Origin of the sequence: Bradyrhizobium sp. cf659 (genome assembly GCF_900113725.1) — a bacterium.
Classification (GTDB): Bacteria; Pseudomonadota; Alphaproteobacteria; order Rhizobiales; family Xanthobacteraceae; genus Bradyrhizobium.
Genome location: NZ_FOQJ01000002.1, coordinates 913159 through 929993, shown reverse-complemented (window position 1 = coordinate 929993; position 16835 = coordinate 913159). Strand labels below are relative to the sequence as shown.

The following is a 16835-nucleotide window of genomic DNA, read 5'->3' as shown; positions in this document are numbered from 1 at the left end:
TTCAGTTCAGGATCACGCGGTGGCGCGACAGGAACACGCGCGTTCCCCGCGCCTCGCCCTCGATCACCAGGTCCCACTGGCCCGGCGCGACGGAGGCCGCATTGCCGCGATAAAGGCCGATGCCGGCTTCAGTGAGCTCGACGGCGAGATCGGCGCGCTTGTCGGTCGGCCGCTCGAGCCGGCCGCCGAACTTCAATCCGGACACCGGCTGGCCGCTGGCATCGCGCGCCTCGACCTGAAGCACGGCGCCGCCATCGGAGCGGCGCTCGATATGGGCGTTGACCTTCCATTTGCGCGCGGCCTGGTCCTGCGCCGCCGAGATCTCGCGATCATAGGTGAGACCCGCGGCATAGGGGCTGTCGACGTCGGTGCCTGGCAGCGTCGCGATCGCGAGCTTCATCATGGTCACGTTGACGCCGATCACGACGCCGAAGAAGGCGACCAGCATCAGGAAGACTTTTGTTCCGGTCAGCGGCTTGGTGGCCATGGCTGTCTCCTGATCCTACGGCGCGACGAAATTGTCGGTGGCGGACGCGACCTCGCCGAGCCCGATATCGGTGACGTGGAAGCGAACCGGGATCGACTTCTCGGGATTGCTGTCCGCCGGCGCGGTGACGAGCAGGCGCAGCTCGCTGGTGGAGTCGCGGGGGATCACGATCATCGGCCGATCCGGCGTCACCGAATCGACGCCGATGACGTGAATCGTCAGGTTGGCCGGCCCGTTCGCGTCGATCGCGATGACGCGGTCGTAGCCGCTCTTGTTCAATAGCCGCACCGTGTAGGCGTTGCGGATCGAGCCGTCGCTGAGCTTGACCGCGACCGGATTGCGGTCGTGCAGCACGTTGACGTCGAGCAGGCTGCGCGTCGCGAGCGTATAGATCATGAAGCCGCCGATGGCCGCGATGATCGCGCTGTACACCACGGTGCGGGCCCGGACGATCCGGTAGATCGGCGCCTTGCCTTCCTGGCGGCGATGGATGTTGATGTCGTTGTCATAGCCGATCAGCCGCTTCGGCCGGCCGATCTTGGTCATCACGTTGTCGCAGGCGTCGATGCAGAGGCCGCACTGGATGCATTCCATCTGCGGTCCGTTGCGGATGTCGATGCCGGTCGGGCAAACCGCGACGCACTGGTAGCAATCGACGCAATCGCCGACCTGCTGGCCGAGCGCACGCAGCTCGGCCGCCTTCTTGACCGAGGTGCGCTTCTCGCCACGGTCGTAGCGGTAGGTGACGTTGAGCGCCCATTCATCGGTGAGCGCCGCCTGGATCCGCGGCCACGGGCACATGTAGGTGCAGACCTGCTCGCGCATGTAGCCGGCGAGCAGATAGGTCGTCGCGGTGAGGATGCCGATCCAGACATAGGCGATCATCGGCCCCTGGAACGTGACGAGCTCCTTCACCAGGGTCGGCGCGTCGTTGAAGTAGAGCACCCAGGCGCCGCCGGTCCACCAGGCGATCAGCAGCCAGATCGAATGCTTGAGCACGATCTCGGAGATGCGCTCGAGCTTCATCGGGTCGGACGATTTGTCCTTCTTCATCCGCTCGCGCCGGTCGCCCTCGATCAGGCGTTCGACGGCATAGAACAGGTCGGTCCAGACGGTCTGCGGACAGAGATAGCCGCACCAGATCCGGCCGCCGATGGAGTTCATCAGGAACAGCGCGATGGCGGCGACGATCAGCAGGCCGGTGAAGTAGTAGACCTCCTGCGGCCACAGCTCGATGAAGAAGAAATAGAAACGGCTGTTGGGAAGGTCGATCAGCACCGCCTGGCTGGGCGCGCCAAGGCCGCGGTTCCAGCGCACGAAGGGCAGGAAGTAGTAAACGCCGAGGCAGAACGCCATCAGGCCCCATTTGATCCGGCGAAACGTGCCGGAGACGCTCTGGGGATAGACCTTCTTGCGGGCTGCGTAGAGGGGCCCGACGTCATCTTCCGATGTGAGGTCTTTCGGGTTCACGGTCTTGTTCATCGCCAAACGCTTTTCGAGGAGGTGCGATTAAACCTAGACCCGACGTCGCTGCGTCAGTTGATCCAGCTCAAACGGGGGCACTTTTGTTCGCCCCCGTTCGCTGCTGATCGGCTATTTTCCACCGCCCAGCGAGTGGACGTAGACCGCCATCGCCTTGATGGTGGCGGGATCGAGCCGCCCTTCCCAGGCCGGCATGACGCCGGCGCGGCCCTGGCTGATGGTCTCGATCAGGGCGGCCTCGTCCGAGCCATAGAGCCAGATCTTGTCGGTCAGGTTCGGCGCGCCCATTTCCTGGTTGCCCTTGCCGCCGTCACCGTGGCAGGCGACGCAATTCTCGACGAAGATCTTCTCGCCCTTGGCCTTGTCGTAGCCCGCCCGGGTCGGCAGCCCCGACAGCGACCGCACGTAATTGGCGACCGTGACGATCTCGTCGCCCTTCAGCACGCCGTCCTTGCCGAAGGCGAGCATCTGGCCCTCATGCGTCTTGGCATGGCCGGAACGCGCGCCGAACTGGATGGTCTGCATGATCTGGTCGAGCGTGCCGCCCCACAGCCAGTCGTCGTCGTTCAGGTTCGGGAAGCCCTTGGCGCCGGCACCGCCGGAGCCGTGGCACGGCGCGCAATTGTCGCCGAACACGGTCTTGCCCTTGGCGCGCGCAAGCGCCAGCAGGGCCGGATCCTTCTCGATGTCGGCGAGCGAGGCCGCGCCCAGCGCCACCATCTTGTCGCCCCTGATCTTCTCGAGATTGGCGAGCTCGACCGCGACGTCGGCGCGCGAGGAGTAGCCGAGCAGGCCGGTGGTGTTGCTGGCGACCAGCGGCCAGGCCGGATACACGATCCAGTAGCCGATCGCCCAGACGATGGTGAGGTAAAAGCAGATCACCCACCAGCGCGGCAGCGGCGTGTTGAGCTCCTTGATGCCGTCCCACTCATGTCCGGTCGTGGACTTGCCGGTGACGGTATCGACTTCACTATGATCGGTCATGGTCTCTCACTCCTCCCGCAACGGCAGGTGCGCTGCTTCGTCGAACGCAGCCTTGTTACGGGGCCAAAATGCGTAGGCGATGATCGCGAGAAAGATCGCGACGAACACCGGCGTCCAGATCGTGGTCACGAGACCGGACGCGAGATTGTCGAGTGTCAGGATGGCTTTCATCGTTGATGCCTTCTCAGCGAAGATTGGCTTTCTCGTTGTAGATCTTGAAGTCGACCAGCGTGCCGAGCATCTGCAAGTACGCGATCAGCGCGTCCATCTCGGTCGGCGTGCCGGTCTTGCCGTCGAAGTTGCGCACGACGGCCTTGGCGTAGCGCTTGTTGAAGGCGTCGGAGCCGGCATTGTCCGGATCGGCCTGGGCCTTCAAATCGGCGCCCGCGTTGGCGATCTGGTCGTCCGTGTAGGGCACGCCGACGGTCCTCAGCGTGCGCATGTGGTCGGCGATCGTGTCCGGATCGACTTCGGTTGCGCTGAGGAACGGATAGCCCGGCATAACCGACTGCGGCACGATCGCGCGCGGGTTGGTCAGATGGGTGACGTGCCAGTCGTCGGAATACTTGGCGCCGACGCGGGCGAGGTCCGGACCGGTGCGCTTCGAGCCCCACTGGAACGGGTGGTCGAACATGCTCTCGGCGGCCAGCGAAAAGTGGCCGTAGCGCTCGACCTCGTCGCGCAGCGGCCGGATCATCTGCGAATGGCAGAGATAGCAGCCCTCGCGGACGTAGACGTTGCGGCCCGCGAGCTCCAGCGGCGTGTACGGCCTGACGCCGTCGACCGCCTCGATCGTGCTCTTGAGGTAGAAGAGCGGGGTGATCTCGACGAGGCCGCCGATCGCGATCACCAGCAGGATGCCGACGATCAGGATGATCGAGTTCTTTTCGAAGACTTGGTGACGTGTCCAGAACGACATTGCTTGAGCTCCTCATTCCGCCGGCTGAAGAGCGACGGGCATCTGGACTTCCGCTTCGCCGACGCGGACGGTCATCCAGAGATTGTAGGCCATGATCAGCGCGCCGATCAGGAACAGCCCGCCACCGGCAGCACGGATGATGTAGAAGGGATGCATCGCCTCGACGGTCTCGATGAAGGAGTATTCGAGGAAGCCGAGCGAGGTGTAGGCGCGCCACATCAGGCCCTGGAGGATGCCGGACACCCACATCGCCGAGATGTAGAGCACGATGCCGAGGGTCGCGACCCAGAAGTGCCAGTTGACGAGCTTCAGGCTGTAGAGGCCCTTGCGATTCCAGGCCCACGGCACCAGGCAGTAGAGCGCGCCGAAGGAGACGAAGCCGACCCAGCCGAGCGCGCCGGAATGCACGTGGCCGATGGTCCAGTCAGTGTAGTGGCTGAGCGAGTTGACCACCTTGATCGACATCATCGGGCCTTCGAAGGTCGACATGCCGTAGAAGGCGACGGAGACCACGAGCATGCGCAGCACGGGATCGGTCCGCAGCTTGTCCCAGGCGCCCGACAGCGTCATCAGGCCGTTGATCATGCCGCCCCAGGAGGGCATCCACAGCATGATCGAGAAGGTCATGCCGAGCGTCTGCGTCCAGTCGGGCAGCGCCGTGTAGTGCAGATGGTGCGGACCAGCCCAGATGTAGAGGAAGATCAGCGCCCAGAAGTGGATGATCGACAGGCGGTAGGAGTAGATCGGCCGCTCGGCGCGCTTCGGGATGAAGTAGTACATGATGGCGAGGAAGCCTGCGGTCAGGAAGAAGCCGACCGCGTTATGGCCGTACCACCACTGGAACATCGCATCCTGAATGCCGCCCCAGGCGACGTAGGACTTCGAGCCGAACACCGAGACGGGAAGCGCCGGGTTGTTGCCGAGATGCAGCACCGCGATCGTCACGATGAAGGCCAGATAGAACCAGTTCGCGACGAAGATGTGCGGTTCCTTGCGCTTGATGATGGTGGCGAGGAAGACGAGCAGATAGACCACCCAGACGATGGTCAGCCAGAGATCGGCGTACCATTCCGGCTCGGCATATTCCTTCGACTGGGTGACGCCGAGCAGATAGCCGGTGCCCGCGACCAGGATGAAGAAATTGTAGCCGACCACAACGAACCAGGGCGCGAGATCGCCGGCAAGGCGCACGCGGCAGGACTTCTGCACGACGTAGAAGGATGTCGCGATCAGCACGTTGCCGCCGAAGGCGAAGATCACCGCGGAGGTGTGCAGCGGACGCAGGCGGCCGAAACTGATCCAGGGCAGATCGAAGTTCAGCGCAGGCCAGGCCAATTGCGAGGCAATGATGAGGCCGACGAGGAATCCGGCGATGCCCCAGAACATCGCCATGAAGGAGGAGAACTTGATCGGCCCCATGTTGTAATTGGGACGGCCGTTGATCTCCGCCGGCGGCAGTGCCGCGGGGCGCTCGAAGTAGCGGTTGACGATGCAGAACACCGCAGCCACGCTCGCCGCCGCGCTGAGCGCGGCGTGGAAGGCGAAGGGTGCATCGAGCGCCTTGGCCGCGGCGATCACGCAGAGGAAGGCGGTGGCTGCGAACACGACAGCCAGGCCGCTTTCACCGATGGTCATGGATTTGGAGATGGAGGGCTGGCTCATGCGGATTCTCTCTGAAAGAACACAGCGCCAGAAACCACATTCACCCTCGCGAGGAATTGATTGAAATCAAGATAGGTGGATTTCTGTTAATGTGAGGCGACTGTTGAAATGCCCTCTCCCCTTGTGGGAGAGGGCGGCGAGGACCGTGCCGCGCACTCACTTGGGTGAGGGGTTAGTTCCGCACGGAGAGTCTCTCGGTGGAGAAAACCCCTCATCCGGCGCTTCGCGCCACCTTCTCCCACAAGGGGAGAAGGGAAGAAAAAGAAACTCACCGTGAAATCACGGGAATTCCGACCAGAGCAGCCCGTCAGTCGCGCGCCGTCGCCTTGAGCGCCGCGATGACGTCCTCGCGGGCGATGATGCCGACCAGCTTCTGCGCGCCGTCGAGCACGATGATGCTTCTGATACGGTGCTCGACCATGATCTGGAGCACGCGCGTCAGCCGCGTGTCGGGGCTCACATAGATGAACTCCGGCGTCATGACGTCGCCGATCTTGCGGCTCATCAGGTCATGATAGCGCGGCAGCATCTGGCTCGGCGTGAAGGCGAAGCATTTCAATATGTCGAACTTGGTGACGATGCCGACCACCTGTCCGTCGTCCTCGACCGGATAGGAGTTGAAATCGTCGCGCTCGAACATCTCGCTGAGTTCGAGCATGTCGAGGTCGCGCTGCACCGTCTTGACGTTGCGCGTCATGTAGCCGTCGACGGTCTGCTCAAGAAATCTGTACACGGCGCGTCCTCCTCGAATCTCTTGTGGCCGACCGGCCGTCAGTGCGACAGCAGCACGCAACGGGCGGATTGCGTGACCAGAGACTGGGTGACGCCTCCCAGGATCAGCTCACGAAACCTCGAATGACCGTAGGCGCCCGCCACGATGAGGCCGGCTCCGACGTCGCCGGCGACTTTCTCCAGTTGCGCGGCGGCGGTTTCGTTCCGCGCGGACTCCGAGACGCGCGCAGTCGCAGTGACGCCGTGACGGGCGAGCCAGGCGGCAACGTCGGTGACGCCGGCCATCACGACCGAGCGGTCATCGTCCTGCTCCGGAATTGCCACGATGGTGACCTCCCTCGCCTTGCGCAGCATCGGCAGCGCGTCCGCCACCGCCCGCCGCGCCTCCGGCGTATCCTTCCAGGCCACCAGCACGCTGCGCAGGTCGAGCCAGCTGGCCCCATCGGGGACGACGAGAAGCGGGCGACCGACCTGCATCACCAGATCCTTGGGGCTTGCGAGCGCGAAAGCGTCGGAGAAGACCGTGCTCTGTCCGCCGCTGACGACGATGTCGGCGCAGCGCGCCTGTGCCAGGACGAATCGCGCCGGGAAATCCATGGCGCTGCGCCACTCCACATGCCCGCCGCGATTCTTGGTGGCGGCGCGGAATTGCGCCTCCAGACCGGCCAAGCGCCGCTTGACGGACGCTTCGCCGTCGTCGATCAGCCTCTGGGCCTCGGCGCCGTCGGTGAAATAGAGTGGCGGTGCGAACTGCGCCGCTGCAACCCCGACGATGGCTGCCTCGAATCGCTCGGCGAGTTCGCCCGCGACCTGAAGACGCGCCTCGTTGGACTGATCGAGCGCCAGGCTGACCATCACGGTCGCGTATGTCATCGGGATTCTCCGGGAGGCAATGAACTGCGGCGGAATCTAGCGCTGCCGGCGCGAAGCAGGATGAGATAGATCAAACCGCCCTGCACCCCGGACCACCGGAATTACACTAATGGAATCAAACATCGGAACTTGCCTCCAGCCCGGGCTTGGGCGAAATTGCCGCCGTGGTTGCGGCACCCGGGCCCGCGGCACGAGAATGGGAGTGACGACTTGGCGCCGACCCGCGTAACGCAACCGCCGGATGACGGCCGGGGTGAGCATTTCCGGGTCCGGATCGAGGGATTCGGCGTCGGCACCTGGGATCTCGACCTCGAGACCCGGGCGCTGGACTGGTCGGATACCGCGCGAACCCTGCTCGGGATCGCGCAGGATCAGCCGGCCAGCTACGACCTCTTCCTGTCACGCCTCAGGCCCGAGGACCGCGAGCGCGTGGAGAGCGCGATCAAGCGCGTCTCCGAACGCGGTGGCGGCTTCGACGTGTCCTTCAGGGTCGCCGACGCCTCCAACGGAGGACAGTGGATTCGCGCCCGGGCGGGACTCATTCGGGACGAAGCCGGCACCGCCCGCCATCTCAGCGGCATCTTTCTCGATATCGACGAGGAGAAGCAGGTCGAGGGAGCGCTCCGTACCCGCGAGACCCACCTCCGCTCGATCCTCCACACAATTCCCGACGCCATGATCGTCATCGACGGCCACGGCATCATCCAGCTGTTCAGCACGGCCGCCGAGCGCCTGTTCGGCTGGTCGGAGATGGAGGCGATCGGCCAGAACGTCAGCATCCTGATGCCGGAGCCCGACCGCTCCCGGCATGACAGCTACATTTCGCGCTACCGCACCACGAGCGATCCCCACATCATCGGCATCGGGCGCATCGTGACCGGCAGGCGTCGCGACGGCACCACCTTCCCGATGCACCTGTCGATCGGCGAGATGCAGTCCGGCGGCGAGCCCTATTTCACCGGCTTCGTCCGCGACCTCACCGAGCACCAGCAGACCCAGGCGCGGCTCCAGGAGCTGCAATCCGAGCTCGTCCATGTCTCGCGGCTGAGCGCCATGGGCGAAATGGCATCCGCACTCGCCCACGAGCTCAACCAGCCGCTGGCGGCGATCAGCAACTACATGAAGGGCTCGCGGCGGCTGCTTGCCGGCAGCGTTGATCCGAACACGTCGAAGGTCGAAAGCGCGCTGGACCGTGCCGCCGAGCAGGCGCTGCGCGCCGGCCAGATCATCCGGCGCTTGCGCGACTTCGTCGCCCGCGGCGAATCGGAGAAGCGGGTCGAGAGCCTGTCCAAGCTGATCGAGGAGGCCGGCGCGCTCGGGCTCGCCGGTGCGCGCGAGCAGAACGTGCAGCTCCGCTTCAGTCTCGATCCGGCGGCCGATCTCGTTCTCGCCGACCGGGTGCAGGTCCAGCAAGTCCTGGTCAACCTGTTTCGCAACGCGCTGGAAGCGATGGCTCAGTCGCCGCGGCGCGAGCTCGTCGTCACCAACACCCCCGTCGCCGACGACATGATCGAGGTCGAAGTGTCCGACACCGGCACCGGTTTCCAGGACGACGTCATTCCCAACCTGTTTCAGACTTTCTTCACCACCAAGGACACCGGCATGGGCGTGGGACTGTCCATCAGCCGCTCGATCATCGAGGCTCACGGCGGGCGCATGTGGGCCGAGAGCAACGAATCGGGCGGGGCGACCTTCCGCTTCACCCTCCCGGCAGCCGACGAGAATTGATGCATGACGACCAAGGGACATATCTACGTCATCGACGACGACGCGGCGATGCGGGATTCGCTGAACTTCCTGCTGGATTCCGCCGGCTTCGGCGTCACGCTGTTTGACGACGCGCAAGCCTTTCTCGACGCCCTGCCCGGCCTCGCCTTCGGCTGCGTCGTCTCCGACGTGCGCATGCCGGGCCTCGACGGGATCGAGCTGTTGAAGCGGATGAAGGCGCAGCAGAGCCCGTTCCCGATCCTGATCATGACCGGTCACGGCGACGTGCCGCTCGCGGTCGAGGCGATGAAGTTAGGGGCGGTCGATTTCCTGGAAAAGCCGTTCGAGGACGACCGCCTCACCGCCATGATCGAATCTGCGATCCGCCAGGCCGAGCCGGCCGCCAGGAGCGAGGCCGTCGCGCAGGATATCGCCGCCCGCGTCGCCTCCTTGAGCCCCAGGGAGCGTCAGGTCATGGAAGGGCTGATCGCCGGCCTTTCCAACAAGCTGATCGCCCGCGAATACGACATCAGCCCGCGCACCATCGAGGTGTACCGGGCCAACGTCATGACCAAGATGCAGGCCAACAGCCTTTCGGAGCTGGTCCGCCTGGCGATGCGCGCCGGCATGCTCAACGATTGAGGCAAGTCAAGGCCCTTGCCGGATGCTGTGCTAGTCAAGCAGCATGATCGAGGTCAGTTCACATCACGAGCGGCTGCCGTCCTCCACAAAACCCACCGTGTTTGTGGTCGATGACGATGCCGCTGTCCTGGGGTCCCTGCGGTTCCTGCTGGAAACCGACGGCTTTGCCGTGCGGACCTTCAGGAGCGGCACGGCGCTGCTCAATGCCGGCGGCGCGCCCGGGGCCGACTGCTACGTGATCGACTACAAGATGCCCGACATCAACGGAATCGAGCTCGCCGGCCGCCTGCGCAAATCCGACGGCGACACGCCCGTGATCCTGATCACCGGCTATCCGGACGAGAACATCTCGACCCGGGCCGCCGCAGCGGGCGTAAAAGACGTGGTTTTGAAGCCGCTTCTCGATGAAAACCTGCTCAAGCGCATCCGCCGCGCCATCCAGGACCGGCGGGGTAAATAATTGCTTGAGCATGATCTTTTCGGAAAACCGCGGCGCACTTTTCCGGATCATGCTCTGACCTACGGGGTTCTACGTAGGTAGACCCCCTTAAGATATCGCTCGAAATTTTCGAACCTCCGGATACCGCGTACCAATGCGTCATCACAACGGAGATGGCGCAGATGCTGACCCAGACACTCAAGACCCAGGCGATCAACACCCAAATCGGTGGCAAGATTGCCCCTGCCCATCCCGTCTCCGACCAGTTCGGTGCGATCACGGGCCACGTCGGCCTCGTCGCCACCGAGTTCTCCTACCGCAAGGACGAGGAGATCTATGGCGAGGACGAGCCGGCCGAATATGTCTACCAGGTCGTCACCGGCGCCGTGCGCAGCTACAAGCTTCTCTCCGACGGCCGCCGCCAGATCGGCGCCTTCCATCTTCCCGGCGACGTGTTCGGCCTCGAATCCGGCCCCAGCCACCGCCTTGCCGCTGAAGCCATCATCGACACCAGCGTGCGCCTCGTGAAGCGCTCCAGCCTCGAGAAGGCTGCCGGCACCGACGTGCAGGTCGCCCGCAAGCTCTGGGCGATGACCGCCGGCGAGCTTCGCCACGCCGAAGACCACATGCTGCTGCTGGGCCGCAAGACCGCGATGGAGCGTGTCGCGACCTTCCTGCTCGAAATGGACCGCCGCCTCGCCGTCGCCGGCATGATGGCGCTGCCGATGTGCCGCCGCGACATCGGCGACTATCTCGGCCTCACCCTCGAAACCGTGTCGCGCGCGCTGTCGCAGCTTCACTCCCAGGGCATTCTCGGCTTCTCCGGCGCCCGCCAGATCGTGCTGCGCAACCGCCAGCGCCTGCACAATCTCGACGCCTGATCTACCTCCTCCCCACCCACTTGGCCGGCCGAACCCGTTTCGGCCGGCCATTTCTTTTGTGGCTCAGAGCGTGCGCCGGGTCTCCGGCATCACGAGGAGGATCAGAAGGAGCCCCGTCGCAGCAACGCCGGACAGGCCGATGAAGGCGGTGGCGTTGCCGAACTTGTCGCTGACATAACCGCCGAGCGCCGTGCTCAGCGACGCACCGATGCCGGTCGCGGTGCCGACGATGCCCTGCGCCAGATTGAAGTGACCGCTGCCGAAGGCGACGTCGGCGACGATCAGCGGAATCATCACCGCGAACACCGCCGCGGTGATGCCGTCGAACACCTGCACCGCGACCAGCAGATATGGATCGCGCACGGTCGCGAACAGCAGGCCGCGAATCACCAGCGCGCCGAATCCGATCAGCAGCAGCGGCCTGCGGCCCCAGGCTTGCGCCTTGCGCCCGACGGTTGGCGACAACAGCGCCACGATCGCCTGCGGGACGACGATGCAAAAGGCGACCAGCACCGTCGCCCACTGGCTCGACCGCGCCGTCACCGCGCTCGCCATCAGCGGCATCATCGCGGCGTTTGCGAGCTGCAACAACAGCACACTGAGCGCGAAGACGATCAGCGGCCGTTGCCGGATCAGGTGCCAGACATTGGTGTCGCCGCGATCCTTCGCCTCGCGCGGCATCTCGCCGTGGCAGCGCGCGATGTCGACCTCCTCCTCGCGGATGCGCGACAGCGCGATCAGGGTGGGGATCGCGAGCAGGAACGTGACCAGGAAGACCGAGCGGCTCGACAGCAGATAGCCGGCCGTGCCCATCACGGCGGCAGCAACGCCATTGCCGAGGGAGGCAAACCGCGCGTTGCGGCCGAGCCGCTCACCGATCACGAGCGGACCGACGAGGCCGAGGCTGATCGCGGCGATCGCCGGGCCCAGCACGCAGCTCGCGGCCGCATGCAGCGTCGCGGCGGTCACGACCACGGGGAAGATCGGCATGGCCGCATAGGCGAGCGCGCAGAAGCCGATGGTCACGATGGCAAGGGCGGCGACCAGCCGCTCGGATTTTGCGGCGTCGATGATCGCCCCGCCCGGCATCTGCCCGATCAGGGCGACGATGCCGCCGATCGACAGCACGAGGCCGATCTGGCCCTGCGTCCATTTCTCCGTCGTCAGATAGACCGCGATGAAGGGGCCGAAGCCGGTCTGCACGTCGGCGAGAAAGAAGATGAACCAGTCGAGGCCGCGCAGGCTCCGGCGCGACGGCGCCGGAATACCTGCGGCCGACGGCGCGGCAAGGTTGTCCTGTTCAACGCGGCCGGCGCGATGCTCGGCTGCATGGTTCGGCTTTCTCGACAACAGCACCGGCGGCCATCCCTCCCCGCCCCTCACTGAATCGCTTGCAGCGGTTGCAGGCTCCCGGATGCGCCGAGCACCACCATCGGCGTGTCTTCCTTGTATTCCGGCGCGGCCGCGACCTGCGCCTTGGTCAATTCCAGGGTGATGCTGTCCTTCTTGTTGACGATCTTGCCGAACCGCATCGCGTTCCAGTCCACCACGATCTTGCGGCTGCCGACGCCGAGGAAGCCGCCGAAATCGATTACGGCGGCGCGCACACGCCCGCTCCGGTCGACGATGACGTCGACGATGCGGCCCATGTCCTCGTTCGCCGCGCTGAGCACGTCGCGGCCGAGCACACCGTGCGCATCGCTCGCGCCGATGATGGTCACCGACGGCGGCGGCGCGGCATCCTTCGGCGTGACTTGCACCGCCGAGGCCGGCGGCTGTGCCGTCGCCGGCGCGTTCGCTTCGCTTGGGGGTGCACTCGGCGGCGCGGGCTGTTCCTCCGCGGCACGCGATACCGCGACCGTCCATCCCGCGACGATCGCGACGCTCAAGGCCAACCATCCGGCGGTACGCATGGACCCTCCTCGCGGCGCGCGGTCAGCGCGCCAGCACGATCGACACCTGGATCTGGCCGCGCGTGCGCAACACCTCGAGCGCCACGTCGTCGCCGTGGCGGCTGACGCGCAGGTCCACGCTGGATTCGCCCAGACGCAGATCGCGCACGATCACCTCGTTCAAGAACGCCGGCAGATGCGGATTGCGCAGGCGGATCTCGCCGCGCGCCACGTCGAACTCGATGCCCAGCGCCGCCTCCAGCAGCGTGAACGGCGTCGCGCTGGCCCAGGCCTGCGGCGCGCAGGCGACCGGATAGAGCGTCGGGCCGCGCCGCTTCTCGCGCCGGAAGCCGCAGAACAATTCGGGCAGCCGCCGCAGATCCATGTAGGTCGCCGCGTCGAACAGCCCCTTGAAGACATGCGCCACCGAATGCTTGAGGCCGTAGCGCGCGAGCCCCAGCGCGATCAGCGCGTTGTCGTGCGGCCAGATCGAGCCGTCATGATAGGACATCGGGTTGTAGCGCACCTCGCCCTGCGCGACCGTGCGAATGCCCCAGCCCGAGAAGAAATGCGGCCGCATCAGGTCGGCGGCGACGAGACGGGCGCGGTCCTCGCGGATCATGCCGCTGAACAGGATCTGCCCGGCATTCGAGGTCCGCACCTTGCAGGGCCGCTTGTTGCCGTCGAGGGCAAGCGCATAGGTGCTGAGCTCCTCGCACCAGAACGCCTGCTCGAAACGTTCGGCCAGCGCCTTGGCCTCGGCCTCGAGCTTGCGCACGCGGTCCGGCTTGCCGAGCCGCAGCGCGCAACGCGCGGCAAGCTGCTTGGCCGCATAGACGTAACCCTGGACTTCCGCGAGTGCGATATTGCCCTCGGCGAGCCGGCCGTCGGCATGGAAGATCGCGTCGTAGGAATCCTTCCAGCCCTGGTTGGCCAGGCCCTTCTCCGTCGCGCGCTGGTATTCGACGAACCCGTCCTGATCGGGATCGCCGGGGCCGTCGATCCACGCCAGTCCCGCCTCGATCGCAGGCCACAGCTCGATCAACGTGGCCTCGTCGCCGGTGCGCTCGAAATAGCTTCCGGCGAGCAGCACGAACAAAGCGGTCGAATCCACGCTGCCGTAATATTGCGAGAACGGCACCTCGCGCAGCGCCGCCATCTCGCCGCCGCGCATCTCGTGCAGGATCTTTCCGGGCGCGGCATCGGCGAGCGGATCGATCGCCTTCGCCTGGAAATGCGCCAGCCGCCGCAGCACGCCCTTGGCGACCCGCGGGTCGACCCAGAGCATCTGGAGCGCGGTGATCAGCCCGTCGCGGCCGAAGGTCGTCGAGTACCAGGGAATGCCGGCATAGGGATAACGGCCCTGCGGCGTCTCCGTCATCAGCATGTTGAGGTCGGCCATGGCCTGGCACAGCACCTCGTTGAAGATGTTGTTGGAGGTCTCGATGCTGGCCGCGCCCATGGTCGACTGGCGCATCTCGCGGCGGTGGGCCAACAGGCCCCTGAAAAAGCGCGCGGGCTTCTCCGCCACCGGCCGGTTGCAGGACGCGGCCACGAACAGCGATTTCGACTCGTGCGGATCCAGTTCGAGCTGCCAGGTGGCGGCGTTGACGGACAGCCGCGTCGGACGCGGGTCGAAATGCAGGCCCGTGGTACGCTCGACATCGTCGAGGCCGCGATATTCGAACAGGACGTCGGTCGGCCCGAGCAGGCGGCTGGCGCCGGTCCCGCGGCGCGGGCGCCGCTCGCCGCGGACCTCGAACAGATCGGCAAAATCATTGTCGAACTGCAGCGTCAGCTCGAAGCTGGCGCGCCGGTCGCCATGGTTCTGCACGCCGATGCGCTGATAGGCGGTGCCGCGCCACAGGAAGATCGTGCGCACGATGTGCAGCAGGTCCTTTTGCAGCACGAGGCTGCCCTGACGGTAGATGTCGGGGTTGGTGAGGTCGACGGCCAGCGCCGAATTGTCGTCGCGCAGGTTGGAGCCGAGCAGCAGGGGCTGGAGATCGTCGAGCACGAGCTCCAGCCGCGCGAGGTAGCGCGTGTCATGGTGAAACAGGCCGTCCGGGCCGCCGGCCGATGCGCCGATGTCGCCATGACTGTCGAGCACGATGAAGGTGTCGTCGTGCTTGAGCGAGCGTCGCGGCCGCGCCGACGGCCCCGTCATCGGGATGTAGAACGGCTGCTCCGCGACCTGCTCCACGGTCCGCGCCACGGAGACGAACTTGGTGACGACTTCGGCTGGCATAAGCTGCTCCCCTGCGCCTGTTTCGAAACGCAACCAACGCGAACGCGACTGTCGGGTTTACGCGGCGAACTTCGCGAGCCTGCTCATCTCCTGCGTCACCAGCTCACGATAGGGTCCGTGCCCCTGCATCAGGCGATCGGGCGCACCGTCCTCGATGATCTTGCCGGCCTTCAGCACCACCACGCGATCGAAATTGCGCAGCGTCGCGAGGCGATGCGCGATCGCGATCACGGTCCGGCCGCGCATCAGGCGCATCAGTGCCTCGCGGATCGCCTCCTCGGATTCGCTGTCGAGCGCCGCGGTGGCCTCGTCCAGCAGCAGGATCGGCGCGTCCTTCAGGAAGGCGCGTGCAATCGCGATGCGCTGGCGCTGGCCGCCGGACATCTTGACACCGCGGTCGCCGACCATGGTGTCGAGACCTTCCGGCAGGCTATCGATGAAATCGCAGCGCGCCGCGATCGCCGCGCGCAGCACCTCGTCGTCGGTCGCATTCGGCCGGCCGTAGCGGATGTTCTCACGAATGGAGCGATGGAACAAGGAAATGTCTTGCGGCACGACGGAGATCGCTTCACGCAGGCTGAGCTGGGTCACCATCGCGATGTCCTGGCCGTCGACGGTGATGCTGCCTTCGTCGACGTCGTAGAAGCGCTGCAGCAGCGTGAACAGCGTCGACTTGCCGCCGCCGGACTGGCCAACCAGGCCGACGCGCTGGCCGGGCTGGAGCCGCAAGCTGAACCGCTCGAAGATCTTCTCGCCGCCGGGATAGCCGAACGTGACGTTGTTGAACGCAATCGCGGCGCCGCTCTTGACCAGCGGCTCGGCCTCGGGGTGATCGCGCAATTCGTGCGGCACCAGCAGCGTGGCGATCGCCTCGGTCAGCCGCGCGACGTGCTGGGTGACGTCGACCAGCGCCACCGCGAGATCGCGCGTCGCGTTGAGAATGGACAGGCCGAGGGTGCAAACCAGCACGACGTCGCCGGTGGTCGCCTGACCGTCCTGCCAGAGCGTGATCGCCCAGGCCATCAGCGCAATGGTGAGCACGACGGTCACGCCGGCATGCGTGAGCCGCAGCTTCTCCAGATAGCGCAGGCTGCGGCCGCGCGCGGTGAGTTCCCGGTTCACCGTCGCATCGAACCGCTCGTGTTCGTGGCTGATGCCGCAGAAGGCGCGGACCAGCGGCATGTTGCTGATGACGTCGATCATCTCGCCGTCGACGACCGCCGCCTTGTCGGCGAAGTCGTCATGCAGCGGCTTGCCGGCTGCGGCCAGATGGAACATCGCAACCACCATGCCGCCCGCGACCACGATCAGGCCGAGCGCCATGTAGGGACTGACGGTTCCAATCAGCATGATTGCCGCAATTGTGGCAATGCATGGCGGCAGCACGTTCCAGACGAACATGTTCTCGACCGTGAACACCGCGTTCGATGTTGCCGTGATACGGCTGGTCAGCATGCCAGGCATACGGTCGGAGAAGTAGCTCGGCGCGTGTCCGGTCAGATGGCGAAAGATGTCACGTCGTAAATCCCCGGTGACGCGGACGAACGTGAAGCTCGCCGTCCAGCTGGCGATCCGCCACAGGAAATTGTCCGCGGCGATCAGCGACATGAGCAGAATGAATGCCAGCCATACGCTGCCGCCATGCGCGGTTCCCGCCGACAGACTGTCGACCAGGGATTTGACGCCATACTGCGTGCCCACGGAGCAGGCAACGGCTGCAACGACAGCGGTCAGGATCACCAGATGGGAGGCAAGCCGTCGCCGAAGATAGCGCAAGACAAAGGCAAATGGCCTGCGCGCGTATCCAGAAAGATGATCCATGTGGCTGTCGCCCCGTACTGATGATTACAGTTTTTTCTACCAGCCGACTGAACATCGACCGCTTCG

General features: G+C 65.4%; 16 protein-coding genes. 4 read left to right on the top strand and 12 right to left on the bottom strand.

Translation table 11 applies throughout. From position 1 onward, the window contains the following. Position 1: 1 nt before the first annotated feature. From BM118_RS13255 to BM118_RS13220, 8 genes are all read right to left on the bottom strand, one after another. Positions 2-487 (bottom strand): FixH family protein, encoded by a 486-nt coding sequence (locus BM118_RS13255; protein WP_092185861.1) that lies wholly within the window; start codon positions 485-487, stop codon positions 2-4. A gap of 15 nt (positions 488-502) precedes the next feature. After that, positions 503-1969: a cytochrome c oxidase accessory protein CcoG gene (gene ccoG, locus BM118_RS13250; protein ID WP_092185859.1), complete on the bottom strand. Its 1467-nt coding sequence runs from the start codon at positions 1967-1969 to the stop codon at positions 503-505. A 111-nt stretch (positions 1970-2080) separates the two neighbouring features. Continuing rightward, positions 2081-2953 carry a cytochrome-c oxidase, cbb3-type subunit III gene (gene ccoP, locus BM118_RS13245; protein ID WP_092185857.1) on the bottom strand — a complete coding sequence of 291 codons (873 nt, stop codon included), beginning with the start codon at positions 2951-2953 and terminating at the stop codon, positions 2081-2083. Positions 2954-2959: 6 nt separating this feature from the next. After that, positions 2960-3124: a CcoQ/FixQ family Cbb3-type cytochrome c oxidase assembly chaperone gene (locus BM118_RS13240; protein WP_015687703.1), complete on the bottom strand. Its 165-nt coding sequence runs from the start codon at positions 3122-3124 to the stop codon at positions 2960-2962. 13 nt (positions 3125-3137) lie between these two features. Next, entirely contained in the window at positions 3138-3872 is a 735-nt protein-coding gene (gene ccoO, locus BM118_RS13235) for a cytochrome-c oxidase, cbb3-type subunit II (RefSeq protein ID WP_092185855.1), read from the bottom strand. A 12-nt stretch (positions 3873-3884) separates the two neighbouring features. Then, the gene (ccoN, locus tag BM118_RS13230; RefSeq protein WP_092185853.1) at positions 3885-5534 is read right to left on the bottom strand and encodes a cytochrome-c oxidase, cbb3-type subunit I; all 1650 of its coding nucleotides are present in this window, start codon (positions 5532-5534) and stop codon (positions 3885-3887) included. A gap of 307 nt (positions 5535-5841) precedes the next feature. Beyond that, entirely contained in the window at positions 5842-6267 is a 426-nt protein-coding gene (locus BM118_RS13225; RefSeq protein WP_092185851.1) for a CBS domain-containing protein, read from the bottom strand. Positions 6268-6305: 38 nt separating this feature from the next. Beyond that, a complete protein-coding gene (locus tag BM118_RS13220; protein ID WP_092185849.1) occupies positions 6306-7139 on the bottom strand; it encodes a universal stress protein in 834 nt (277 codons plus the stop codon). Between the two features lie 210 nt (positions 7140-7349). On the opposite strand from BM118_RS13220, the gene fixL reads away from it, so the two are divergent. The 4 genes from fixL to BM118_RS13200 all read left to right on the top strand — a co-directional run bounded on the left by fixL (position 7350) and on the right by BM118_RS13200 (position 10808). Further along, positions 7350-8867, top strand: a complete 1518-nt coding sequence (fixL, locus tag BM118_RS13215) for a sensor protein FixL (RefSeq protein ID WP_092185847.1) — start codon at positions 7350-7352, stop codon at positions 8865-8867. Between the two features lie 3 nt (positions 8868-8870). Continuing rightward, on the top strand, positions 8871-9488 hold the full coding sequence (gene fixJ / locus BM118_RS13210; RefSeq protein ID WP_092185845.1) for a response regulator FixJ: 618 nt from the start codon (positions 8871-8873) through the stop codon (positions 9486-9488). A gap of 43 nt (positions 9489-9531) precedes the next feature. Then, positions 9532-9948, top strand: coding sequence for a response regulator transcription factor (locus BM118_RS13205; RefSeq protein ID WP_092185843.1), 417 nt, complete (start codon positions 9532-9534; stop codon positions 9946-9948). Between the two features lie 161 nt (positions 9949-10109). After that, positions 10110-10808: a helix-turn-helix domain-containing protein gene (locus tag BM118_RS13200; RefSeq protein ID WP_177234261.1), complete on the top strand. Its 699-nt coding sequence runs from the start codon at positions 10110-10112 to the stop codon at positions 10806-10808. A gap of 63 nt (positions 10809-10871) precedes the next feature. On the opposite strand, the gene BM118_RS13195 is transcribed toward BM118_RS13200, so the two are convergent. Genes BM118_RS13195 through BM118_RS13180 form a run of 4 tightly spaced genes read right to left on the bottom strand, consistent with a single transcriptional unit; the run spans position 10872 to position 16769 of the window. Continuing rightward, positions 10872-12164 carry an MFS transporter gene (locus BM118_RS13195; protein WP_177234260.1) on the bottom strand — a complete coding sequence of 431 codons (1293 nt, stop codon included), beginning with the start codon at positions 12162-12164 and terminating at the stop codon, positions 10872-10874. 23 nt (positions 12165-12187) lie between these two features. Beyond that, on the bottom strand, positions 12188-12721 hold the full coding sequence (locus BM118_RS13190; RefSeq protein ID WP_177234259.1) for a PRC-barrel domain-containing protein: 534 nt from the start codon (positions 12719-12721) through the stop codon (positions 12188-12190). 22 nt (positions 12722-12743) lie between these two features. After that, a complete protein-coding gene (locus BM118_RS13185) occupies positions 12744-14948 on the bottom strand; it encodes an amylo-alpha-1,6-glucosidase (protein WP_092185837.1) in 2205 nt (734 codons plus the stop codon). A gap of 57 nt (positions 14949-15005) precedes the next feature. Further along, a complete protein-coding gene (locus tag BM118_RS13180) occupies positions 15006-16769 on the bottom strand; it encodes an ABC transporter ATP-binding protein (RefSeq protein ID WP_092185835.1) in 1764 nt (587 codons plus the stop codon). Positions 16770-16835: the final 66 nt, after the last annotated feature.

What these genes read in the sequence shown, in the direction of transcription:
- BM118_RS13255 (WP_092185861.1), bottom strand. Translation starts at nt 487, where the DNA reads ATGGCCACCAAGCCGCTGACCGGAACAAAAGTCTTCCTGATGCTGGTC.
- ccoG (WP_092185859.1), bottom strand. Translation starts at nt 1,969, where the DNA reads ATGAACAAGACCGTGAACCCGAAAGACCTCACATCGGAAGATGACGTC.
- ccoP (WP_092185857.1), bottom strand. Translation starts at nt 2,953, where the DNA reads ATGACCGATCATAGTGAAGTCGATACCGTCACCGGCAAGTCCACGACC.
- BM118_RS13240 (WP_015687703.1), bottom strand. Translation starts at nt 3,124, where the DNA reads ATGAAAGCCATCCTGACACTCGACAATCTCGCGTCCGGTCTCGTGACC.
- ccoO (WP_092185855.1), bottom strand. Translation starts at nt 3,872, where the DNA reads ATGTCGTTCTGGACACGTCACCAAGTCTTCGAAAAGAACTCGATCATC.
- ccoN (WP_092185853.1), bottom strand. Translation starts at nt 5,534, where the DNA reads ATGAGCCAGCCCTCCATCTCCAAATCCATGACCATCGGTGAAAGCGGC.
- BM118_RS13220 (WP_092185849.1), bottom strand. Translation starts at nt 7,139, where the DNA reads ATGACATACGCGACCGTGATGGTCAGCCTGGCGCTCGATCAGTCCAAC.
- fixJ (WP_092185845.1), top strand. Translation starts at nt 8,871, where the DNA reads ATGACGACCAAGGGACATATCTACGTCATCGACGACGACGCGGCGATG.
- BM118_RS13205 (WP_092185843.1), top strand. Translation starts at nt 9,532, where the DNA reads ATGATCGAGGTCAGTTCACATCACGAGCGGCTGCCGTCCTCCACAAAA.
- BM118_RS13200 (WP_177234261.1), top strand. Translation starts at nt 10,110, where the DNA reads ATGCTGACCCAGACACTCAAGACCCAGGCGATCAACACCCAAATCGGT.
- BM118_RS13190 (WP_177234259.1), bottom strand. Translation starts at nt 12,721, where the DNA reads ATGCGTACCGCCGGATGGTTGGCCTTGAGCGTCGCGATCGTCGCGGGA.
- BM118_RS13185 (WP_092185837.1), bottom strand. Translation starts at nt 14,948, where the DNA reads ATGCCAGCCGAAGTCGTCACCAAGTTCGTCTCCGTGGCGCGGACCGTG.
- BM118_RS13180 (WP_092185835.1), bottom strand. Translation starts at nt 16,769, where the DNA reads ATGGATCATCTTTCTGGATACGCGCGCAGGCCATTTGCCTTTGTCTTG.